Annotated in this window: 20 protein-coding genes and 1 riboswitch; of the genes, 14 read left to right on the top strand and 6 right to left on the bottom strand. The window is 48.5% G+C overall.

The annotated features are described in order from the left end of the window. The first annotated feature begins 20 nt into the window (after window positions 1-20). The 11 genes from kdsD to mgtE all read left to right on the top strand — a co-directional run bounded on the left by kdsD (window position 21) and on the right by mgtE (window position 8,299). A complete protein-coding gene (kdsD, locus tag FC652_RS04105) occupies window positions 21-992 on the top strand; it encodes an arabinose-5-phosphate isomerase KdsD (RefSeq protein ID WP_118893986.1) in 972 nt (323 codons plus the stop codon). Beyond that, window positions 992-1,549, top strand: a complete 558-nt coding sequence (kdsC, locus tag FC652_RS04100) for a 3-deoxy-manno-octulosonate-8-phosphatase KdsC (protein ID WP_013572482.1) — start codon at window positions 992-994, stop codon at window positions 1,547-1,549. The genes kdsD and kdsC overlap by 1 nt, the downstream gene beginning before the upstream one ends. Further along, on the top strand, window positions 1,546-2,109 hold the full coding sequence (gene lptC / locus FC652_RS04095; RefSeq protein WP_011078767.1) for an LPS export ABC transporter periplasmic protein LptC: 564 nt from the start codon (window positions 1,546-1,548) through the stop codon (window positions 2,107-2,109). Before kdsC ends, lptC begins: the two co-directional genes overlap by 4 nt. After that, complete coding sequence (lptA, locus tag FC652_RS04090; protein ID WP_011078768.1) at window positions 2,090-2,584, top strand: lipopolysaccharide transport periplasmic protein LptA; 495 nt, start codon at window positions 2,090-2,092, stop codon at window positions 2,582-2,584. The genes lptC and lptA overlap by 20 nt, the downstream gene beginning before the upstream one ends. Further along, on the top strand, window positions 2,584-3,309 hold the full coding sequence (gene lptB, locus FC652_RS04085; RefSeq protein WP_011078769.1) for an LPS export ABC transporter ATP-binding protein: 726 nt from the start codon (window positions 2,584-2,586) through the stop codon (window positions 3,307-3,309). Before lptA ends, lptB begins: the two co-directional genes overlap by 1 nt. Window positions 3,310-3,362: 53 nt before the next feature. Beyond that, on the top strand, window positions 3,363-4,826 hold the full coding sequence (locus tag FC652_RS04080; protein WP_176297577.1) for an RNA polymerase factor sigma-54: 1,464 nt from the start codon (window positions 3,363-3,365) through the stop codon (window positions 4,824-4,826). Between the two features lie 23 nt (window positions 4,827-4,849). Then, window positions 4,850-5,137, top strand: coding sequence for a ribosome hibernation promoting factor (gene hpf, locus FC652_RS04075; protein WP_176297576.1), 288 nt, complete (start codon window positions 4,850-4,852; stop codon window positions 5,135-5,137). Between the two features lie 2 nt (window positions 5,138-5,139). Beyond that, window positions 5,140-5,586 (top strand): PTS IIA-like nitrogen regulatory protein PtsN, encoded by a 447-nt coding sequence (gene ptsN / locus FC652_RS04070; RefSeq protein WP_176297575.1) that lies wholly within the window; start codon window positions 5,140-5,142, stop codon window positions 5,584-5,586. A gap of 14 nt (window positions 5,587-5,600) precedes the next feature. Further along, complete coding sequence (gene rapZ, locus FC652_RS04065; RefSeq protein ID WP_176297574.1) at window positions 5,601-6,464, top strand: RNase adapter RapZ; 864 nt, start codon at window positions 5,601-5,603, stop codon at window positions 6,462-6,464. A 2-nt stretch (window positions 6,465-6,466) separates the two neighbouring features. Next, entirely contained in the window at window positions 6,467-6,742 is a 276-nt protein-coding gene (locus FC652_RS04060; RefSeq protein ID WP_176297573.1) for an HPr family phosphocarrier protein, read from the top strand. 201 nt (window positions 6,743-6,943) lie between these two features. After that, on the top strand, window positions 6,944-8,299 hold the full coding sequence (gene mgtE, locus FC652_RS04055) for a magnesium transporter (protein WP_176297572.1): 1,356 nt from the start codon (window positions 6,944-6,946) through the stop codon (window positions 8,297-8,299). Window positions 8,300-8,379: 80 nt separating this feature from the next. Here mgtE and pmbA read toward each other — a convergent pair whose 3' ends face one another. Further along, window positions 8,380-9,723, bottom strand: a complete 1,344-nt coding sequence (pmbA, locus tag FC652_RS04050; RefSeq protein WP_176297571.1) for a metalloprotease PmbA — start codon at window positions 9,721-9,723, stop codon at window positions 8,380-8,382. A 117-nt stretch (window positions 9,724-9,840) separates the two neighbouring features. On the opposite strand from pmbA, the gene yjgA reads away from it, so the two are divergent. Then, the gene (yjgA, locus tag FC652_RS04045; RefSeq protein WP_176297570.1) at window positions 9,841-10,398 is read left to right on the top strand and encodes a ribosome biogenesis factor YjgA; all 558 of its coding nucleotides are present in this window, start codon (window positions 9,841-9,843) and stop codon (window positions 10,396-10,398) included. Window positions 10,399-10,481: 83 nt separating this feature from the next. On the opposite strand, the gene thiQ is transcribed toward yjgA, so the two are convergent. From thiQ to mpl, 5 genes are all read right to left on the bottom strand, one after another. Further along, window positions 10,482-11,186 (bottom strand): thiamine ABC transporter ATP-binding protein, encoded by a 705-nt coding sequence (thiQ, locus tag FC652_RS04040; protein ID WP_176297569.1) that lies wholly within the window; start codon window positions 11,184-11,186, stop codon window positions 10,482-10,484. Next, window positions 11,180-12,787, bottom strand: a complete 1,608-nt coding sequence (thiP, locus tag FC652_RS04035) for a thiamine/thiamine pyrophosphate ABC transporter permease ThiP (RefSeq protein ID WP_072604230.1) — start codon at window positions 12,785-12,787, stop codon at window positions 11,180-11,182. The genes thiQ and thiP overlap by 7 nt, the downstream gene beginning before the upstream one ends. A gap of 9 nt (window positions 12,788-12,796) precedes the next feature. Further along, entirely contained in the window at window positions 12,797-13,804 is a 1,008-nt protein-coding gene (gene thiB / locus FC652_RS04030; RefSeq protein ID WP_176297568.1) for a thiamine ABC transporter substrate binding subunit, read from the bottom strand. Window positions 13,805-13,870: 66 nt separating this feature from the next. Beyond that, window positions 13,871-13,987: riboswitch (TPP riboswitch) on the bottom strand. Between the two features lie 29 nt (window positions 13,988-14,016). Next, window positions 14,017-14,655, bottom strand: coding sequence for a flavin prenyltransferase UbiX (locus FC652_RS04025; protein ID WP_176297567.1), 639 nt, complete (start codon window positions 14,653-14,655; stop codon window positions 14,017-14,019). 22 nt (window positions 14,656-14,677) lie between these two features. Then, window positions 14,678-16,039, bottom strand: coding sequence for a UDP-N-acetylmuramate:L-alanyl-gamma-D-glutamyl-meso-diaminopimelate ligase (mpl, locus tag FC652_RS04020; RefSeq protein WP_176297566.1), 1,362 nt, complete (start codon window positions 16,037-16,039; stop codon window positions 14,678-14,680). A 341-nt stretch (window positions 16,040-16,380) separates the two neighbouring features. On the opposite strand from mpl, the gene fbp reads away from it, so the two are divergent. Together fbp and ppa are read left to right on the top strand one after the other, a co-directional pair. Further along, entirely contained in the window at window positions 16,381-17,397 is a 1,017-nt protein-coding gene (gene fbp / locus FC652_RS04015; protein ID WP_176297565.1) for a class 1 fructose-bisphosphatase, read from the top strand. A gap of 141 nt (window positions 17,398-17,538) precedes the next feature. After that, window positions 17,539-18,069, top strand: a complete 531-nt coding sequence (ppa, locus tag FC652_RS04010) for an inorganic diphosphatase (RefSeq protein ID WP_011078784.1) — start codon at window positions 17,539-17,541, stop codon at window positions 18,067-18,069. Window positions 18,070-18,107 lie beyond the last annotated feature (38 nt).

The raw sequence follows: 18,107 nt of genomic DNA, 5'->3' as shown, positions 1-18,107 counted from the left end.
CTGTTTCGCTAGGAGTACACATGACCCTGTCCTTTGATTATCGTGCGGTAGCAAAACAAGTTTTAGCCACGGAAATACGCGGTCTTGAGCAGTTATCGCAATATTTTGATGAGCAATTTGAGCAAGCGTGCGAATTAATCCTGAATAACGCTGGAAAAGTGGTTGTTATGGGGATGGGGAAATCAGGCCATATCGGGAAAAAGATCGCCGCCTCGTTAGCCAGCACCGGCACTTCCTCGTTCTTTGTCCATCCAGGGGAAGCTTCGCACGGTGATTTAGGAATGATCGAACGTGGTGACATCGTCCTCGCCATTTCCAACTCCGGTGAATCCTCAGAAATTCTCGCGCTCTTTCCTGTGTTAAAGCGATTGGGTATCCGCATCATCAGCATGACTGGCAAACCCAGCTCAACCATGGCAAAACTGGCCGATTACCATTTACAGATCACCGTTCCTGAAGAAGCGTGCCCGTTGGGTTTGGCTCCAACCACCAGCACAACGGCTACCTTAGTGATGGGCGATGCCATTGCGGTGGCTCTGCTGCAAGCTCGCGGCTTTACCGCTGAGGATTTCGCACTGTCCCATCCTGGTGGCGCGCTGGGAAGAAAGCTATTATTGAAACTCAACGACATCATGCATACGGGCGAACAGTTACCGCGCGTCTCTCCGGATGCTTTAGTGCGTGATGCGTTATTGGAGATCTCCCAAAAAGGCCTTGGCATGACGGCCATTGTGGATCAAGACAATCTGTTGCTCGGCATTTTTACTGACGGAGACTTACGCCGTATCTTAGATAAGCGTGTCGACATTCACAGCGCACAGATCGGCGAAGTGATGACCAAACACCCAACGGTTGCCAATCCAAGCATGCTCGCGGTTGAAGGGCTCAATCTCATGCAACAGAAGAAAATTAACGGTTTAATGTTGTGCCAAGATGGTAAACTGGTTGGCGCATTAAATATGCACGATTTATTGAAAGCGGGAGTCATGTAGTGACGCAATTCGTTGAAACTTTATACGGTCCAGTAGAGCAAGCGATCGTCGATATTGCCCGCGATATTAAACTTCTCATTTGTGATGTGGATGGGGTATTTTCTGACGGTCTGATTTATATGGGCAATCAGGGAGAAGAGTTGAAAACCTTCCACACCCGAGACGGTTATGGCGTCAAAGCACTCATGAATGCGGGCATTGAAATTGCGATTATTACAGGTCGTCAGTCACAGATCGTCGAAAACCGAATGAAGGCATTAGGTATTTCACTCATTTATCAAGGTCAGGATGATAAAGTCCGCGCCTACTACGATATTTGTGACAAACTCTCCATCCTCCCAGAACAAACCGGGTATATTGGAGACGATTTAATCGACTGGCCTGTGATGGAAAAAGTCGCACTACAAGTTTGTGTTGCAGATGGTCATCCATTACTGGCACAACGCGCCAACTATGTTACCCGCATTAAGGGGGGGCATGGCGCAGTGCGTGAAGTTTGCGATCTCATTTTACAGGCACGTGGAGAATTAGACGCTCACAAAGGTCTGAGTATATGAGTTTTTCTCGGCTGATTTATTTACTGCTGTTTTTCGTTGTGAGTTGGTCTTGCTACTACTTGTATGGCCAACGTGAAGCTCAATCGGTACAAGTGGCACCCAATTTAGAGCTACCGATGTTTAGTGGCGAATCACTCAATAACATCAGCTATAACTCTGATGGCATACGAAGCCATCAGATCTCTTCGTCACATTTGGATCACTATGCCAAAAGTGGCGATACCGTTTTTGAAAATCCGAGTTTAGTCATCTACCGCGATGGCGACACGATCGAATGGAAAATCACAGCTCGACGCGCCGTGCTGGATGAAGAGCAAGTTTTGACCCTCTCCGACCACGTAAGAATGCAAAACTTGTTGCCAGGTGCCAGCTTCGAAATGCTGTCTACGGACAAACTGGAAATCGATCTGTCGAATCGAGATTTTCATGCTGACCAGCAGGTTTTATTGATTGGTCCACAATTTGAAACCACCGGAGAAGCGATGAAGGGTAACCTGAAAACCAACACAGCGACTCTGTATAATCATGTACAAGGTAGATATGAAACCCTTACACCTTAGTCTTTTTGCTCTTATGCTGGCCACCAGCAACGCCTATGCGTTGAAATCTGATACTCAGCAGCCTGTTTATATTGATTCCGATTCACAGCAATTAGATATGCGTAGTAATCAAGTCATCTTTGATGGTGACGTCTCTCTCAAACAGGGCAGCATCAATATCAATGCCGATAAAATCGTCGTCACACGCGATCCTGAGAGCAATACGATTAAAAAGATCGAAGCCTTTGGCCAGCCAGCGACCTTTTCACAATTGATGGATGACGGCAAAACGCTCAGCGGCAGCGCTAAACAGCTTGATTACAGCATCGATAACGATCAGTTGACGATGAAAGGTCAAGCGGAGCTAGCGCAAGACAACAACGTCATCAAAGGTTCGTCCATTGTCTACCAAATTGCTTTACAAAAACTGATGGCCGATAGCTCTAAAAATGAGCGTGTCACCACCGTTTTACAGCCAAGTCAGGTGAATAACTAATGGCGGTATTGAGCGCAAAACACTTAGCGAAAAGCTATAAAAAACGCAAAGTCGTGACAGACGTTAGCTTGCAGGTTGAATCGGGCCAAATCGTGGGATTACTGGGCCCCAACGGCGCAGGCAAAACCACCTCGTTTTACATGATTGTAGGACTGGTGCCTCGCGATGAAGGCTCAATTAAGATCGATGATCGTGACATCAGTATTCTTCCGATGCATAGCCGCTCTAAATTGGGCATTGGTTATTTGCCGCAAGAAGCGTCGATTTTCCGTAAGCTCTCCGTTGAAGACAACATCATGGCTGTGCTGCAAACTCGCAATGAGCTCACACGCGAAGAACGTCAGGACAAACTGGAAGACCTATTAGAAGAGTTCCACATTCAGCACATTCGTCACAGCGCAGGCATGGCATTATCCGGTGGGGAGCGTCGTCGAGTGGAAATTGCCCGAGCGTTAGCGGCCAACCCACAATTCATTCTATTGGATGAACCTTTTGCTGGTGTTGACCCTATTTCGGTCATTGATATCAAAAAAATTATCGAACATCTGCGCGATCGAGGCTTAGGTGTCCTCATTACCGACCACAACGTACGTGAAACCTTAGACGTCTGTGAAAAAGCCTACATCGTTAGCCAAGGTCGTTTGATTGCGGAAGGAACACCTGAACAAGTTCTCAACAATGAACAGGTAAAACAAGTTTATCTCGGCGAACAATTCCGACTATGATTAAATGAAGAACAACAGAACCAATTACGAGAATAAAAGGTAAGTACTACTGAATGAAACCTTCATTACAACTCAAGCTAGGTCAACAGTTAGCCATGACGCCTCAGCTCCAGCAGGCCATACGTTTGCTGCAGCTGTCCACCTTGGATTTACAGCAAGAAATCCAAGAAGCGCTGGAATCAAATCCCTTATTGGAAGTGGAAGAGCATCAAGAAGAAGCGCAACTGAATGGCGACGACAAAGCGATCAATGAAGGTTCCGATTCTGATGATTTTTCTGTTGAGATCGACATTCCTGACAGCTCTGATGTGATTGAAAAATCCGAGATCAGTAGCGAACTGGAAATCGACACCACCTGGGATGACGTTTACAGTGCCAACTCTGGCAATACGGGCATCGCACTCGACGATGACATGCCTGTCTATCAAGGCGAAACCACTGAAACATTGCATGACTACTTGCAATGGCAACTCGACCTAACACCATTCACTGACACAGACCGCACCATCGCTGTCGCCATCATCGACGCTATTGATGACACGGGTTACCTCACGATTACACCTGAAGACATTCTTGAGAGCCTCAATAGTGCCGACATTGAACTGGATGAAGTTGAAGCGGTTCGCAAACGCATTCAACAATTTGATCCACTCGGCGTTGCGTCGCAAAACCTCCAAGAATGCTTGTTGCTACAGCTGGCAACCTTCCCTGGCGATACGCCGTGGTTGACGGAAGCTAAGCTGGTACTTTCTGACCACATTGATGCGTTGGGTAATCGAGACTACAAATTAATCGTCAAAGAAGCCAAGCTAAAGGAAGAAGAGCTGCGAGAAGCGCTCAAACTGATCCAACAATTGGATCCAAGACCGGGAAGCAAGATTAACGCGATTGAGCCAGAGTATGTCATTCCTGATGTTTCCGTGTTTAAAGAACATGGCAAATGGACCGTTGCCATAAACCCCGACAGCATTCCCAAATTAAAAGTTAATCAACAGTATGCACAACTTGGCAAAGGCAGCAGTGCCGACAGTCAATACATTCGCAGCAACCTACAAGAAGCAAAGTGGTTAATTAAAAGCCTAGAGAGTCGAAACGAGACGCTGCTCAAAGTTGCGCGTTGTATAGTTGAACATCAACATGATTTCTTCGAGTATGGTGAAGAAGCAATGAAACCAATGGTGCTAAATGATGTGGCGATCGCCGTTGAGATGCATGAATCGACCATATCACGTGTGACCACCCAGAAGTTTATGCACACACCAAGAGGCATATTTGAATTGAAATATTTCTTCTCTAGTCATGTCAGCACAGACACAGGAGGAGAATGTTCATCGACAGCAATTCGCGCTCTCATTAAAAAGTTAGTCACCGCGGAGAATACCGCCAAGCCTTTGAGTGACAGCAAAATTGCTACCTTACTGGCAGACCAAGGGATTCAGGTCGCAAGGCGCACTATCGCTAAGTACCGAGAGTCCTTAGGCATTGCCCCGTCAAGTCAGCGAAAACGCCTACTTTAGGCCTCAACTGAAAAGGAAAGTCTATGCAAATCAATATTCAAGGCCACCATGTTGATCTTACCGATTCAATGCAGGACTATGTTCACACCAAGTTTGATAAACTTGAACGATTTTTTGATCACATCAATAGCATACAAGTTGTACTTAAAGTTGAAAAAATCCGCCAGATCGCGGAAGCTACGCTCCATGTCAACCAAGGGGAAATCCACGCTTCCTCTGACGACGAAAACATGTACGCCGCCATCGATTCGCTGGTGGATAAACTGGTTCGCCAGTTAAACAAACACAAAGAAAAATTACACAGTCATTAACCATGCAACTGAGCACTATACTTTCACTGGACTGCACCAAAAGTGCAGTCCAGTGTTCTAGCAAAAAACGCGCACTAGAAATCATTAGTAACCTTGTCGCTGAACAAACCGGCCTTGATTCGACCGAACTTTTTGAAGGCATGCTGAGCCGTGAAAAAATGGGTAGTACAGGCATCGGCAATGGTATTGCGATACCTCATGCTAGAATGAATTCTGCAGACAAAGCCATCGCGGTCTTAATTCAATGTGAAGAGCCGATCGATTTTGATTCGATTGATAACCGCCCTGTCGATATTATGTTTGCCCTATTGGTTCCAGAAGAACAATGTAAAGAGCATCTCAAAACGCTTTCCTCTATGGCACAGCGTTTGAGCGACAAACAAGTTCTGAGATCACTACGCTCTGCGCAAAGTGATCAAGAACTTTACGACATCATGACCAAAGAGTAACGGAGCCGCACATCATGCGTCTTATTGTGGTGAGTGGGCACTCTGGTGCCGGAAAAAGCGTTGCTCTAAGAGTCCTCGAAGACATGGGGTACTACTGTGTCGACAACCTTCCTGTGAACTTACTGGAGTCTTTTGTTCAGTCAGTGACCGGCAGTAAGCAGAATGTTGCGGTGAGCATTGACGTACGCAATATTCCCAAGAAGTTAAAAGATCTCACCTCCACATTACATAAACTCAAATCGAGCATTGATTTAACCATTCTTTTTTTAGATGCGGATAAAGCAACGCTATTAAAACGCTACAGCGAAACACGCCGCATCCATCCGCTTTCGTTAGGTGAAGAGTGTCATACTCTCGATCAGGCCATTGATTTAGAGAAAAAAATGCTCAAACCCCTGAAAGACATTGCCGACTTAACGCTCAACAGTAGCAATCAATCGTTACATGAACTCAGCGAAAATGTACGCTATCGTGTAGAAGGGAAAGAACGCAATAAGTTGATCATGGTGTTTGAATCGTTCGGCTTTAAATATGGTTTACCCACCGATGCCGACTACGTTTTCGACGTCCGTTTTCTGCCCAATCCACATTGGGATCCGTCCCTTAGACCGATGACGGGTCTCGACACCCCGGTAAAAATCTTCCTGGAACAACATGACGAAGTGCTTGAGCTGAAAAGACAGATTCAAGCCTTTATCGAGCATTGGTTGCCAATGCTCGAAAAAAACAATCGTAGCTATCTTACCGTCGCCATTGGTTGCACCGGTGGTAAACACCGTTCAGTGTATCTCACTCAGCAGATTGGCGAATATTTTAGCGCACTCGGCCACACGGTGAAGATTCGACACACCTCTTTTGAAAAACACAGTAAGGATTAGCCGTGGAAATCAGTCGCAAGGTATTAATACAGAATCGTTTAGGGCTACACGCTCGTGCCGCGGTGAAACTGGTCGAACTGGCACAAAGCTTTGCAGCGGAAGTGACTATCGACAACGAAGAAGGCGTCACAGCAGCAGCAGACAGTGTGATGGGGCTATTGATGCTTGAATCCGCACAGGGCCAATATGTGACCATTCATGCCAATGGCGAGCAAGCCAATCAAGCACTCGATGCCATTTGTCATCTTATCGAAGATAAGTTTGAAGAAGGCGAGTAACCCTACTTTACTCTTTCTTCTTCGTATTGGTTCGTCTATTGCTACTCTTTTCATAGCTGCGAAAAATGCGACTCTCCTGCCTATCAATTCGCAGAATATGGACTGAGAATTGTTGAGCAAACTCGGTTCTCCGGGTTACTTGTGTTTCGAATTAAGTTATTATTCAACACATTGTAAATATCTAGGAATCAGGAGGTCATCATGGCAGAGCAAATTGAATTCGACCAAGCTCACCAAGCCCTCCAGGAAGTCTCCGAAGCGCTCGAAAATGGTCGCTTTGTGCACGTCCGTCGCCAACTTCAGGACATGGAACCTGAAGATATTGCCCACCTACTGGAAGCCTCTCCTCGTAAAAGCCGTGAAGTGTTATGGCAACTCACCGATCCAGAAGACTACGGTGAAATCCTTGACGAGCTGAGTGAAGACGTCAAAGACAGTCTTGTCTCTAAAATGGCCCCAGAAGATCTTGCCGAAGCAACCGAAGGCATGGACACCGATGACGTTGCTTACGTTCTACGTAGCCTGCCAGATAACGTTTCTCGCGAAGTATTGGCGCAAATGGATGCGGCGGATCGTCTGCGTGTGGAAACCGCGCTCTCCTACTCTGAGGACACGGCCGGTGGCTTGATGAACACCGACGTGATCACTATTCGTGGTGATGTTGATGTCGATGTGGTTCTGCGTTACTTGCGCATGAAAGGTGAGCTGCCGGAAAACACCGATGCACTTTATGTGATTGATGAAGAGAGCCGTTTGATTGGTGAGCTGCCTATCTCTATCCTCATCACCACCCAGCCAGACGTCAAAGTCAGCGAAGTGATGGAAGACGTGGATGACGCGATTGCGGTCACCACCAGTGACTCAGATGTGGCTAGTCTGTTTGAACGTCGAAACTGGATCTCCGCACCGGTCATTGATGAAAACCAGCATCTGGTTGGCCGTATCACCATCGATGATGTCGTCGACGTTATTCGTGAAGATGCCGAACACTCAATGATGAGTATGGCGGGTTTGAACGATGACGAAGACACCTTTGCTCCCGTGGTTAAATCGGCGCGTAAACGCAGTATTTGGCTAGGGGCGAATGTGCTCGCAGCCTTAGCGGCCGCATCGGTTTCCAACATGTTTGAAGCGACCCTTGATCAGATGGCAGCAATTGCCGTTTTGATGACCATAGTGCCTTCCATGGGGGGCGTAGCAGGCAACCAAACGGTCGCGTTGGTGATCCGTGGTTTGGCACTGGGCCATATCGGTGATGCCAACAAACGCGAGCTGTTGATGAAAGAAGCGGCGATCGGTTTTCTCAATGGCGTGTTATGGGCGTTGATCATCGGTGGTATCGTGGTAGCTTGGAAAGGTAACTGGCTACTCGGCGGCATCATTTCCGCCGCGATGATGACCAACTTAATTATTGCGGGCATTGCCGGGGTAACCATCCCTATCCTGCTCAAGAAGATGAATATTGACCCAGCATTGGCGGGCGGTATGGCACTGACCACCGTCACCGATGTGATTGGCTTATCTGTCTTCTTAGGCCTCGCGACTATTTTGATTTAACGACATCCCCCCTTAAAAAGAAAAGGTTGCTCAGTGAGCAACCTTTTTTACGCTTATCAAACAGAATGTGCGAGAAACACTTATTCGCCTGCGATCTTCATCGATTCAAGCAAAATAGAACCGGTTTGAATTTGCGAACGCGTTTCTACATCGCTACCGACCGCAACAATTTTCTGGAACATCTCTTTCAAGTTCCCCGCAACCGTAATTTCAGAAACAGGGAACTGCAGTTCACCGTTTTCCACCCAGAAACCTGCTGCGCCACGCGAGTAATCACCAGTCACTACGTTGACCCCTTGTCCCATCACTTCAGTGACCAGTAGACCAGTCCCCAGCTCTTTGAGCATCTGTTGGAAGTCTTGTCCTGTCGATTGCACAAACCAGTTGTGGATACCACCTGCATGCCCCGTTGGCGCCATATTCATTTTACGCGCAGCGTAACTGGTGAGCAGATAAGTGGCGAGCACACCATCGGTGATGATTTCGCGATCTTGCGTGTAAACCCCTTCGCTGTCGAATGGGCTCGATGCCAAACCACGCAGAATATGCGGACGCTCAGAGATATTGAACCACTCTGGCAGCACTTGCTTGCCCAAATGATCAAGTAAGAAAGACGATTTGCGATACAAGTTACCGCCACTGATCGCCATCACTAAATGACCGATAAGCCCGGTTGCCACATCCGCGGCAAACATCACCGGGTATTTGCCTGTTTTTAGCTTGCGTGCATCTAAACGTTCTATGGTTTTTTGTGCCGCTTCGCGACCCACTTGCTCCGGTGTCCACATGTCATCGCGATGACGAGCGACGGTATAGCTGTAGTCACGCTCCATTTCGCCATTTTTACCTTCACCAATCACACAACAACTGATGCTGTGGCGACTCGAGGCATAACTTGCCAGTAAGCCGTGGCTGTTGCCGTAGACGCGAACGCCGTAATGGCTGTCGTAACTCGCACCATCACTCTGCTTGATTTTGTCGCTATAGTTGAGTGCGTGTTCTTCTGCTGCGATGGCAACTTTGGCAGCGTAATCTGGATCTGGCGTGTCAGGATGGAACAAGTCCAAATCAGGGATGTTCTTCACCATCAGTTCTGCTGGTGCAGGCCCAGCACAAGGATCTTCCGATGTGTACTGCGCAATATCCAAGGCCGCCAAGACGGTCTGTTCAATCGCTTTTTCACTGAGATCTGAGGTTGATGCGCTGCCTTTACGCTGACCACGATAAACCGTAATGCCTAAAGCGCCATCACTGTTAAACTCGACGTTTTCTACTTCACACATGCGAGTCGAAACACTTAAGCCCGTGGTTTTGTTGATCGCAACTTCAGCACCATCGCTATGTTGCGCTGCCAGCGCGAGCGCTTTGGCAACCGCGGCTTCGAGCTCAACTCTTTGCTGAGCAACTTGCTGTTTTACATCCATATCTCAATCATCTTTGATTTGTAATGGCATAAGAATAACAAGAATTTCGCTTTCTCCCCACGATTCTTGTTAAAATAGGGCTAATCTTATTTTGAGAAAGTGATATAGGCAGAAAAGATGGCCCGTAAAAACCAAAAAGCGCCATGGGAACCGGAAGAAGAGTTCATCTTAGTTAGTAAGTCTGAGATGAAGCGTGATATGGACGCGCTACAGAAGTTGGGTGAAGAGTTAGTGGAACTCAAACCTTCGGTGCTGGCTAAGTTCCCAATCAGCGAAGAGTTACTTGATGCAATCAAAGATGCGCAGCGTTTTAAAAACGAAGCACGTCGTCGCCAGTTGCAATACATTGGTAAAGTGATGCGCCAAGAAGATCCAGAACCAATTCAAGCGGCGCTGGACAAAATCCGTAACAAGCACTCACAAAGCACCGCCGTGCTGCATAAGTTAGAAACGCTGCGTGAGCGTATTGTTGAACAAGGTGACAGTGCAATTGATGATGTGGTTGCCCTTTACCCTAAAGCAGATCGCCAGCGTTTGCGCCAGTTAGCTCGTATGGCGACAAAAGAGAGACAGGCGAACAAACCACCAAAGTCGTATCGTGAAATCTTTCAAATCTTAAAAGAGCTTAATGATGATGCGGTGTCAGACTCGATCGAAAACGAGTTAAAACCGTAACAGCGACGCTGTTGAGGATATGAAAAAAGGTTGGCGCACTGCCAACCTTTTTTATCTCCGCACCACATGCCGCCTTTTATCTATCATACTGCGGCTTGGAAAAACTCTACCAACTCTGGGTGGCTGTGCTTTTCATTGAGGCTCGCAATGGGTCCATGCGCGGCAATGGTGCCCTTATCTATGTAGGCAAAGTGGCTAGCAATGGCACGTGCATCACTTAAATGATGTGTCACCATCAAGACCGTAATGGCGCGCTCTTGCGCCAGCAGTTTGACGAGCGAGAGCATTTCTTCACGCAAGACTGGATCAAGTGCGGAAAACGGCTCATCCAGTAACCAAATTGGGTTGGGCTGGACAAAACAACGTGCAAGGGCCACTCGCTGTCGCTGACCACCAGAGAGCTGTTCAGGCAGCCGATCTAAATAGGCTTCAATGCCAACCTGCTTTGCCGCTTGCTCCACTTGCTTTTGTTGCTGCGACGTCAGTTTCAAACCGGGATGCAATCCCAACGCAATGTTGTCGCGCACCGTGAGATGAGCAAACAAATTGTGTTCTTGAAACAACATCGAGAAAGGACGCTGCGCAGGAGAAAGCGTATTGAGCAAGCGCCCATCCAATGCCATTTGGCCCGACTGAGGCGCAATGAACCCCGCCAGCAGTGCCAGCAAGGTTGACTTTCCGGCCCCACTTGGCCCCATCAACGCCACAATACTGCCTGCTTCTACCTCTAAATCAAAAGCAAACAGATCTTGATGATAGTAATAATGCACCTGTTGCAGCGTTAGCATGGCGCCTTCTCCTGATGTTGATTCGATTTGGTGCTGAGTAAGGACTCACTCAGGGCAAAACAGCCGACACTCAGCAGCAATAACGTGAGTGACACCACCGCTGCCGCCTCCATTTGATAACTGCCGAGTAACTGGTACAGATAGAGCGGTAGGGTACGAAAATCTTGGCTACCAAATAAGGCAATTGCGCTCAAATCACCTATGGAAAACATAAAACAGAGCGCAAACGCATTGGCGAAAGGTTTACGCAGTGCGCGCCACTCAACGATTTTAAAACGATTCCACCCGCTTAAGCCCAGTGTGGCAGCCAAGTATTGGTACTGCTGCTCGCAATGCAACATCGGCTGAGCGAGCGTTTTAATGGCGTACGGTAATGCCATCAAACTGTTGACGATGATGACGATCAACAGCGCCAAACTGAACACATCTGCAAAACTGCGCAGCAATAAAAACAGCCCCGTACTCACCACCAAACCTGGCGTCACTAAGATGATGGTGCCCACCATCTCAATGCCGTCTGCGGGGTATCGTAGACCACGCAACCGCCATGCACGACTGGTGAGCAAAATAGCAATCGCCGCGCCCACGGCTAACGTGGCGGCGCCAAACGCCACACGTAACGAGGCCCCCAGAGCGGACCAAAATCGACCATCACTGATCACGTCGGGGAGCTTGCTGTTTATCCCGCTGGCCACCACAAACAGCAGCGGCGGAACCACCAGCAGTGTCGCCAGTGCTATCCACGCATAATCCCACATCAAATGACGCTTAGAAGCTGGGGTTAATTGAACGAAACGGGTGTGGCTACCAACCGAGACAGGCAGCGGTTTAGTCAATCGCTGCAACGCCAACACCAGCAAGCTACACAATAGCATTTGCCAGATCGCCAGTAGCGCTCCAGCTTGTAAGTCAAAATCAAATTTTATCGCTTGGTAGATAGCCAGTTCGATGGTGGTCGATTTTGGGCCGCCACCGAGGGCCATGACCGTGGCAAAGCTGGTGAAGCAAAGCATGAACACTAAGCCACACACATGTGGCAGTTGCTGGCGCAATCGCGGCCATTCGACCCAACGAAACTTCTGCCAGCTGTTCATACCAAGATGAGCCGCCAATTTGTGCTGCTCTGCCGGAATCGACTCTAAGGTTTGCAGCAGCAATCGCGCTGCATACGGCAAATTGAAAAACACGTGCGCGAGCAAAATGCCGCTCAATCCGTAGATCGAAAAGGGCAATTTGGCGTCAAAGCTCGCCAATACACTCGCCAACCAACCACTGTTCCCATAAATGGCCAACAAGCCAAACACGCCTACCAATACTGGCAGCACTAAAGTTGACGCAAACAATTTGAGCAATAGCGAGCGGCCAACAAAATGTCGCCGAGACAAGGCGTGTGCGACAGGAAGCGCCAAACCGACACTCAGCAGCATCGACAGCGTCGCTTGAAGAAAACTAAATTGCGTAACATGGCGGTAATAAGGATCTTGCCATACCGCCGTGAGATCCAGCGTCGGCGTCGCCAACAAGAGCGCCGAGAGAGCAGAAACAACAAAGGTCGCGATGATCATCGCGACCCCAATGCCCAATTTAGGAACCGAATTCAATGCGACGCCTTAAAACGTCAACGCGCTTTGCCATTCGCGAATCCAAGCTTTACGCTGCTTCGCTACCTCTTCCGCACTGAAACTCAACGCCTTCTCAGGCACCGTCAAACTGCTATAACCTTCAGGCAAAACAACATTCGTTACCGGATACATCCAGTTGCCCGTAGGCATCGCACCTTGGAACTCATCGCTCAAAATGAAACTCATAAACTGATCAGCCAGCGCTGAGTTCTGGCTACTTTTCACTTTTGCGGCGACTTCCACTTGCATGTAGTGCCCTTCACTAAAACCCGCCGCGGCATATTGCGCATCATTTTCGGCAATCAGGTGGTACGCAGGTGAGGTGGTGTAAGAGAGCACCATGTCCGATTCGCCTTTGAGGAACATCGAATACGCTTCCGACCAACCTTTCGTGACCGTCACGGTTTTCTTCGCCAGTTGCTGCCATGCGCCCGTCACGTCATCGCCATACACCGACTTCATCCACAGCATCAAACCTTGACCGGGCGTTGAAGTGCGAGGGTCTTGGTAGATGACTTTCAGATCGTCGCGCGACTCAACCAGCTCTTTTAAACTTTTGGGGGGATTCGCCAGTTTGTCTTTGTTGTAAACAAACGCAAAGTAACCGTAGTCATAAGGAATAAACGTGTCGTCAGCCCAACCATTTGGCAACGACAGCGCTTGGGGGTTCACTTGATGTGGCGCCAACAACCCTGTGGCTTTAGCTTCTGCCATCAAATTATTGTCCAAACCTAAAACAATATCCGCTTTGGTATTGCTGCCTTCTAAACGCAAGCGGTTGAGAATTGACACCCCATCGTCCAGCGCGACAAAATTCACGTCGCAGCCACACTGAGCTTCAAATGCTTTTTCGACTGTCGGGCCTGGGCCCCAATCGGCCGCAAAAGAATCGTAGGTGTAAATGGTTAAGGTTTTGTCCGCCGCAAGTGCAGAAGAAGAGATGCCCATCATTGACGTGATTGACGCTAGGGCTATCAGGTTTAGAGTGTGTTTCACTGCTCGCTCTCCATTTGGCATGAGTTGAGCGGCACAGGCTTGAGGTAGGTGTTAATCGTCCTTGCTAATTAATCCCGACTCAATTCCTACGCCAGCATTATCTGGTTCAGGTTTACGGGTCCTAGGCACTGGCCTAATCTCAGCCTCTGTGATGCACACAGATAAGCTCCCCGATGAGTGGTTCGGATTGTAATCGGAATGACCTCTCTTGGCTATACAGAGTCACCGTCATTGCGATGATCGTATCCCCAACGCGGCACCAAAACCTGTTCAATGCCGAGATGATCGAGAATGCGCGCCACCATAAAATCCACCAAGTCTTCAATCGACTTAGGTTGATGATAGAAACCGGGCGCGGCGGGCATGATAGTGACACCTAACTGCGAAAGCTTGTGCATATTTTCAAGATGCAAGGTCGAAAAGGGCGTTTCACGCACCACCAAAATCAATTGGCCACGCTCTTTCATCACCACATCAGCGGCACGCTCAATTAAATTGTCTGACATGCCATGAGCAATCGCCGCGACACTCCCTGCCGAGCAAGGGCAAACCACCATCTGCTTAGGGGCAGCCGAGCCCGAAGCCACTGGTGAGAACCAATCGTCTTTACCACACACCACCAGCTTGTCGGCATCACAAGCCAAATGGGCCACCAGCGCTTGCTGCGCGGCGTCAGGATTGGCTGGCAGTTTGAGACCATGCTCGGTTGCCAATACCACTCTTGCCGCAGAAGAGATCAGCAGGTAGACACGGTAGTCTGCCGCCAGTAATTGCTGTAATAAACGTAACCCATAAGGCGCGCCAGAGGCGCCCGTAAAGGCTAACGTGATCGATTTTTCTTGGTTTCTCATGCTCATCTAATGTATGTATTTTCTAGCGCGTTGATTTCTCTAAAGCGGTCAGTAATTTACCGTGAATACCCTCAAAACCGCCATTGCTCATGACCAAAATCTGCGTTCCTACCTCGGCGCGCTGCGCAATGTTCGCCACAAACTGGTCAATGTTATCACTGGTGAATGCCGGTTGCTGACATTGAGCCGCCACATCCTGCACCGACCAAGCAATTGACTCTGGTTGGTAAAGGAACACTTCATCCGCCTGCTTGAGTGAAGCCGCCAAAGTCTCTTTGTGCACGCCACGTTTCATGGTGGCTGAGCGTGGCTCCAGTACCGCGATGATTTTCTTATCGCCCACCTTATTACGTAAACCAGCGAGCGTCAGTTCAATCGCGGTTGGGTGATGGGCAAAATCGTCATACACCGCCACGCCATTGATTTCCCCTTTCAGCTCTAGGCGACGCTTGGTATTAATAAAGCGCCCTAGTGCCTCACAAGCCAGATCTGGCGTCACACCCACATGGCGCGCCGCTGCGATCGCCATCAACGCATTATCGACATTATGATCGCCGACTAAGTCCCATTGCACCGTGCCTACTTGCTCACCCTGCAGCCACACTTCAAAGTGTGAACCATCTTTGCTGAGTTTGACCGCTTGCCACTCGCCGTCCTGACCAGAAAACTCCTGGTCACTCCAGCAGCCTCGTGACAACACATCCGCTAATGCGCCGTCTTGCTTGGGCGCCAAAATACGGCCATTACCAGGAACAGTACGCACTAAGTGGTGGAATTGTCGCTTGCTCGCTTCAAGATCATCAAAGATGTCTGCATGATCAAACTCTAGGTTATTCATGATCAAGGTGCGAGGATGGTAATGCACAAACTTAGATCGCTTGTCGAAAAAAGCACTGTCATATTCGTCGGCTTCGACCACAAAAAACATGCTTTCGCCTAAACGCGCGGAGACACCGAAGTTACCGAGCACGCCACCAACAAGAAATCCCGGCTGGTAACCACAATCTTCCAAAATCCACGCCAGCATGCTCGAGGTAGTGGTTTTGCCATGTGTGCCCGATACCGCCAATACCCAGCGGTCATGCAACAAAAACTCCTGTAACCACTGCGGCCCGGAGGTGTAACGCAGGTTGTGATTCAACACATATTCAACACAAGGGTTACCTCGGCTCATGGCATTACCAATCACCACAAGATCTGGCGCAGGATTGAGTTGCGAAGGGTCAAAGCCTTCAATAATTTCAATACCTTGAGATTCAAGCAAGGTGCTCATCGGTGGGTAAACGTTCGCGTCAGAACCGGTCACTTTGTGGCCTAACTGTCGAGCTAAAATTGCCGCGCCACCCATAAAAGTGCCGCAAATTCCCAAGATATGAATATGCATCAATTGAGTCCTGCCATCTGAATAATTTCTACCGTCTCATTATCATGATAACCATAAGAAAAGCGAGCGGCTTTGTTTGGCTTCTGCCACAACTCGCCCAGTTTTCACGCTTTTCTGACCATTATTTACACGTATTAGCGCTTAGGTTTATCGAACCCAAGGATGTAATCAACCCGTTGCACTCGACAAACAAATTGAGATCTGCGTCGGTTACTTCATTACCATTAATAAGATCTAAACCTTACACTTACTTCGAGCGCAAACGATAACCTTCGTCACATCCATCAAGAGATGCCGCTCAAATTCCCCCAACATTATTCAGCGAAGTTTAAGGAAATAACATGTCTGGAATGCGCACCCTTGGCGAGTTCATTGTTGAGAAACAAGCGGACTTCCCCCACGCTAGCGGTGATCTCTCTTCCCTTTTGTCGTCGATTCGCTTGGCGGCCAAAATCGTTAACCGTGAAATCAACAAAGCGGGTCTCGTTGATATCACTGGCGCGGCAGGAGCAGAGAATATACAAGGTGAAGTCCAACAAAAGTTGGATGTCTACGCCAATGAGAAGTTTAAATCGGCACTCGAAGCACGCGACCAAGTGTGTGGCGTAGCGAGTGAAGAAGAAGATGAAGCGGTCGCTTTTAACAAAGAACTAAACAAAAACGCCAAATACGTGGTGTTGATGGACCCTCTTGATGGGTCATCGAACATCGACGTTAACGTTTCTGTCGGCACCATTTTCTCTATCTACCGTCGAGTTTCTCCTATTGGCACCCCTCCTACTCAAGAAGACTTCTTGCAACCAGGACACAAACAAGTCGCCGCGGGTTACATCATTTACGGCTCTTCCACCATGTTGGTGTACACCACGGGCAATGGCGTGAATGGTTTCACCTACGATCCATCACTCGGCACCTTCTGTCTGTCGCACGAAAATATGATGATCCCGAAAGATGGCAAGATCTACTCGATTAACGAAGGCAACTACATTCGCTTCCCTATGGGCGTGAAGAAATACATTAAGTATTGTCAGGAAAATGTGCCAGAAGATGGCCGTCCTTACACCTCACGCTACATTGGTTCTTTAGTCGCTGATTTCCATCGCAATCTACTCAAAGGCGGTATCTATCTTTACCCAAGCACACAAAGCCACCCTCAGGGTAAGCTGCGTTTGCTGTATGAATGCAACCCGATGGCCTTTTTGATTGAACAAGCAGGCGGGTTGGCCTCAGATGGCATAAAACGTATCCTCGATATCAAACCAACGGAATTACATCAACGCGTGCCTTTCTTCGTCGGCTCCACCAATATGGTGAAAAAAGTCGAAGAGTTTTTAGAAATTCACCGTGACGAAGCCTAAAGAATGAGACAAAGCGCCTGCAACAGCAGGCGCTTTTTGTTAGCCACTTTGGAAAGCCCAACGCACTCGGTTTACAGCTCTGCCTGTTTGCGGCTAAATTATCACCGTTCAGCCCAAAAACTAAAGAAAAGGAAATCACTCATGAGTTTAAATAACGTCCCGGCGGGCAAATCACTGCCTGATGATCTGTATGTGGTTATTGAGATCCCAGCCAACGCGGATCCGATCAAATACGAAGTGGACAAAGAGTCTGGCGCGGTGTTCGTTGATCGCTTTATGTCAGCGCCGATGTTCTACCCATGCAACTATGGCTACGTTAACCATACCCTTTCGCTGGATGGCGACCCAGTCGATGTGTTGGTCCCAACCCCTTACCCATTGATGCCAGGTTCGGTTATCCGTTGTCGCCCGGTGGGCGTGCTTAAAATGACGGATGAATCCGGTGAAGATGCCAAAGTCGTCGCGGTACCTCACTCAAAACTGTCCAAAGAGTATGATCACATCCAAGATGTCAACGATCTTCCTGAATTGTTGAAAGCGCAGATCACCCACTTCTTTGAGCGCTACAAAGAGCTTGAATCGGGTAAGTGGGTCAAAGTGGATGGCTGGGAAGACGTGGAAGCAGCGCGTAAAGAGATCTTAGATTCTTACCAACGTGCACAGAACAAATAATCCTTGCCCATTGAAAGACAAAAGAGCTGTGTGAACAC

The sequence above is a fragment of the Vibrio sp. 05-20-BW147 genome, assembly GCF_013369385.1.
In the GTDB taxonomy this organism is placed as follows: domain Bacteria; phylum Pseudomonadota; class Gammaproteobacteria; order Enterobacterales; family Vibrionaceae; genus Vibrio; species Vibrio floridensis.
This window is presented reverse-complemented; position numbering and strand designations above follow the sequence as displayed.

Coding starts and splice junctions, on each gene's coding strand:
- kdsD (WP_118893986.1), top strand. CDS start 21: ATGACCCTGTCCTTTGATTATCGTGCGGTAGCAAAACAAGTTTTAGCC.
- lptC (WP_011078767.1), top strand. CDS start 1,546: ATGAGTTTTTCTCGGCTGATTTATTTACTGCTGTTTTTCGTTGTGAGT.
- lptA (WP_011078768.1), top strand. CDS start 2,090: ATGAAACCCTTACACCTTAGTCTTTTTGCTCTTATGCTGGCCACCAGC.
- lptB (WP_011078769.1), top strand. CDS start 2,584: ATGGCGGTATTGAGCGCAAAACACTTAGCGAAAAGCTATAAAAAACGC.
- FC652_RS04080 (WP_176297577.1), top strand. CDS start 3,363: ATGAAACCTTCATTACAACTCAAGCTAGGTCAACAGTTAGCCATGACG.
- hpf (WP_176297576.1), top strand. CDS start 4,850: ATGCAAATCAATATTCAAGGCCACCATGTTGATCTTACCGATTCAATG.
- ptsN (WP_176297575.1), top strand. CDS start 5,140: ATGCAACTGAGCACTATACTTTCACTGGACTGCACCAAAAGTGCAGTC.
- rapZ (WP_176297574.1), top strand. CDS start 5,601: ATGCGTCTTATTGTGGTGAGTGGGCACTCTGGTGCCGGAAAAAGCGTT.
- mgtE (WP_176297572.1), top strand. CDS start 6,944: ATGGCAGAGCAAATTGAATTCGACCAAGCTCACCAAGCCCTCCAGGAA.
- pmbA (WP_176297571.1), bottom strand. CDS start 9,723: ATGGATGTAAAACAGCAAGTTGCTCAGCAAAGAGTTGAGCTCGAAGCC.
- yjgA (WP_176297570.1), top strand. CDS start 9,841: ATGGCCCGTAAAAACCAAAAAGCGCCATGGGAACCGGAAGAAGAGTTC.
- thiQ (WP_176297569.1), bottom strand. CDS start 11,186: ATGCTAACGCTGCAACAGGTGCATTATTACTATCATCAAGATCTGTTT.
- FC652_RS04025 (WP_176297567.1), bottom strand. CDS start 14,655: ATGAGAAACCAAGAAAAATCGATCACGTTAGCCTTTACGGGCGCCTCT.
- mpl (WP_176297566.1), bottom strand. CDS start 16,039: ATGCATATTCATATCTTGGGAATTTGCGGCACTTTTATGGGTGGCGCG.
- fbp (WP_176297565.1), top strand. CDS start 16,381: ATGTCTGGAATGCGCACCCTTGGCGAGTTCATTGTTGAGAAACAAGCG.
- ppa (WP_011078784.1), top strand. CDS start 17,539: ATGAGTTTAAATAACGTCCCGGCGGGCAAATCACTGCCTGATGATCTG.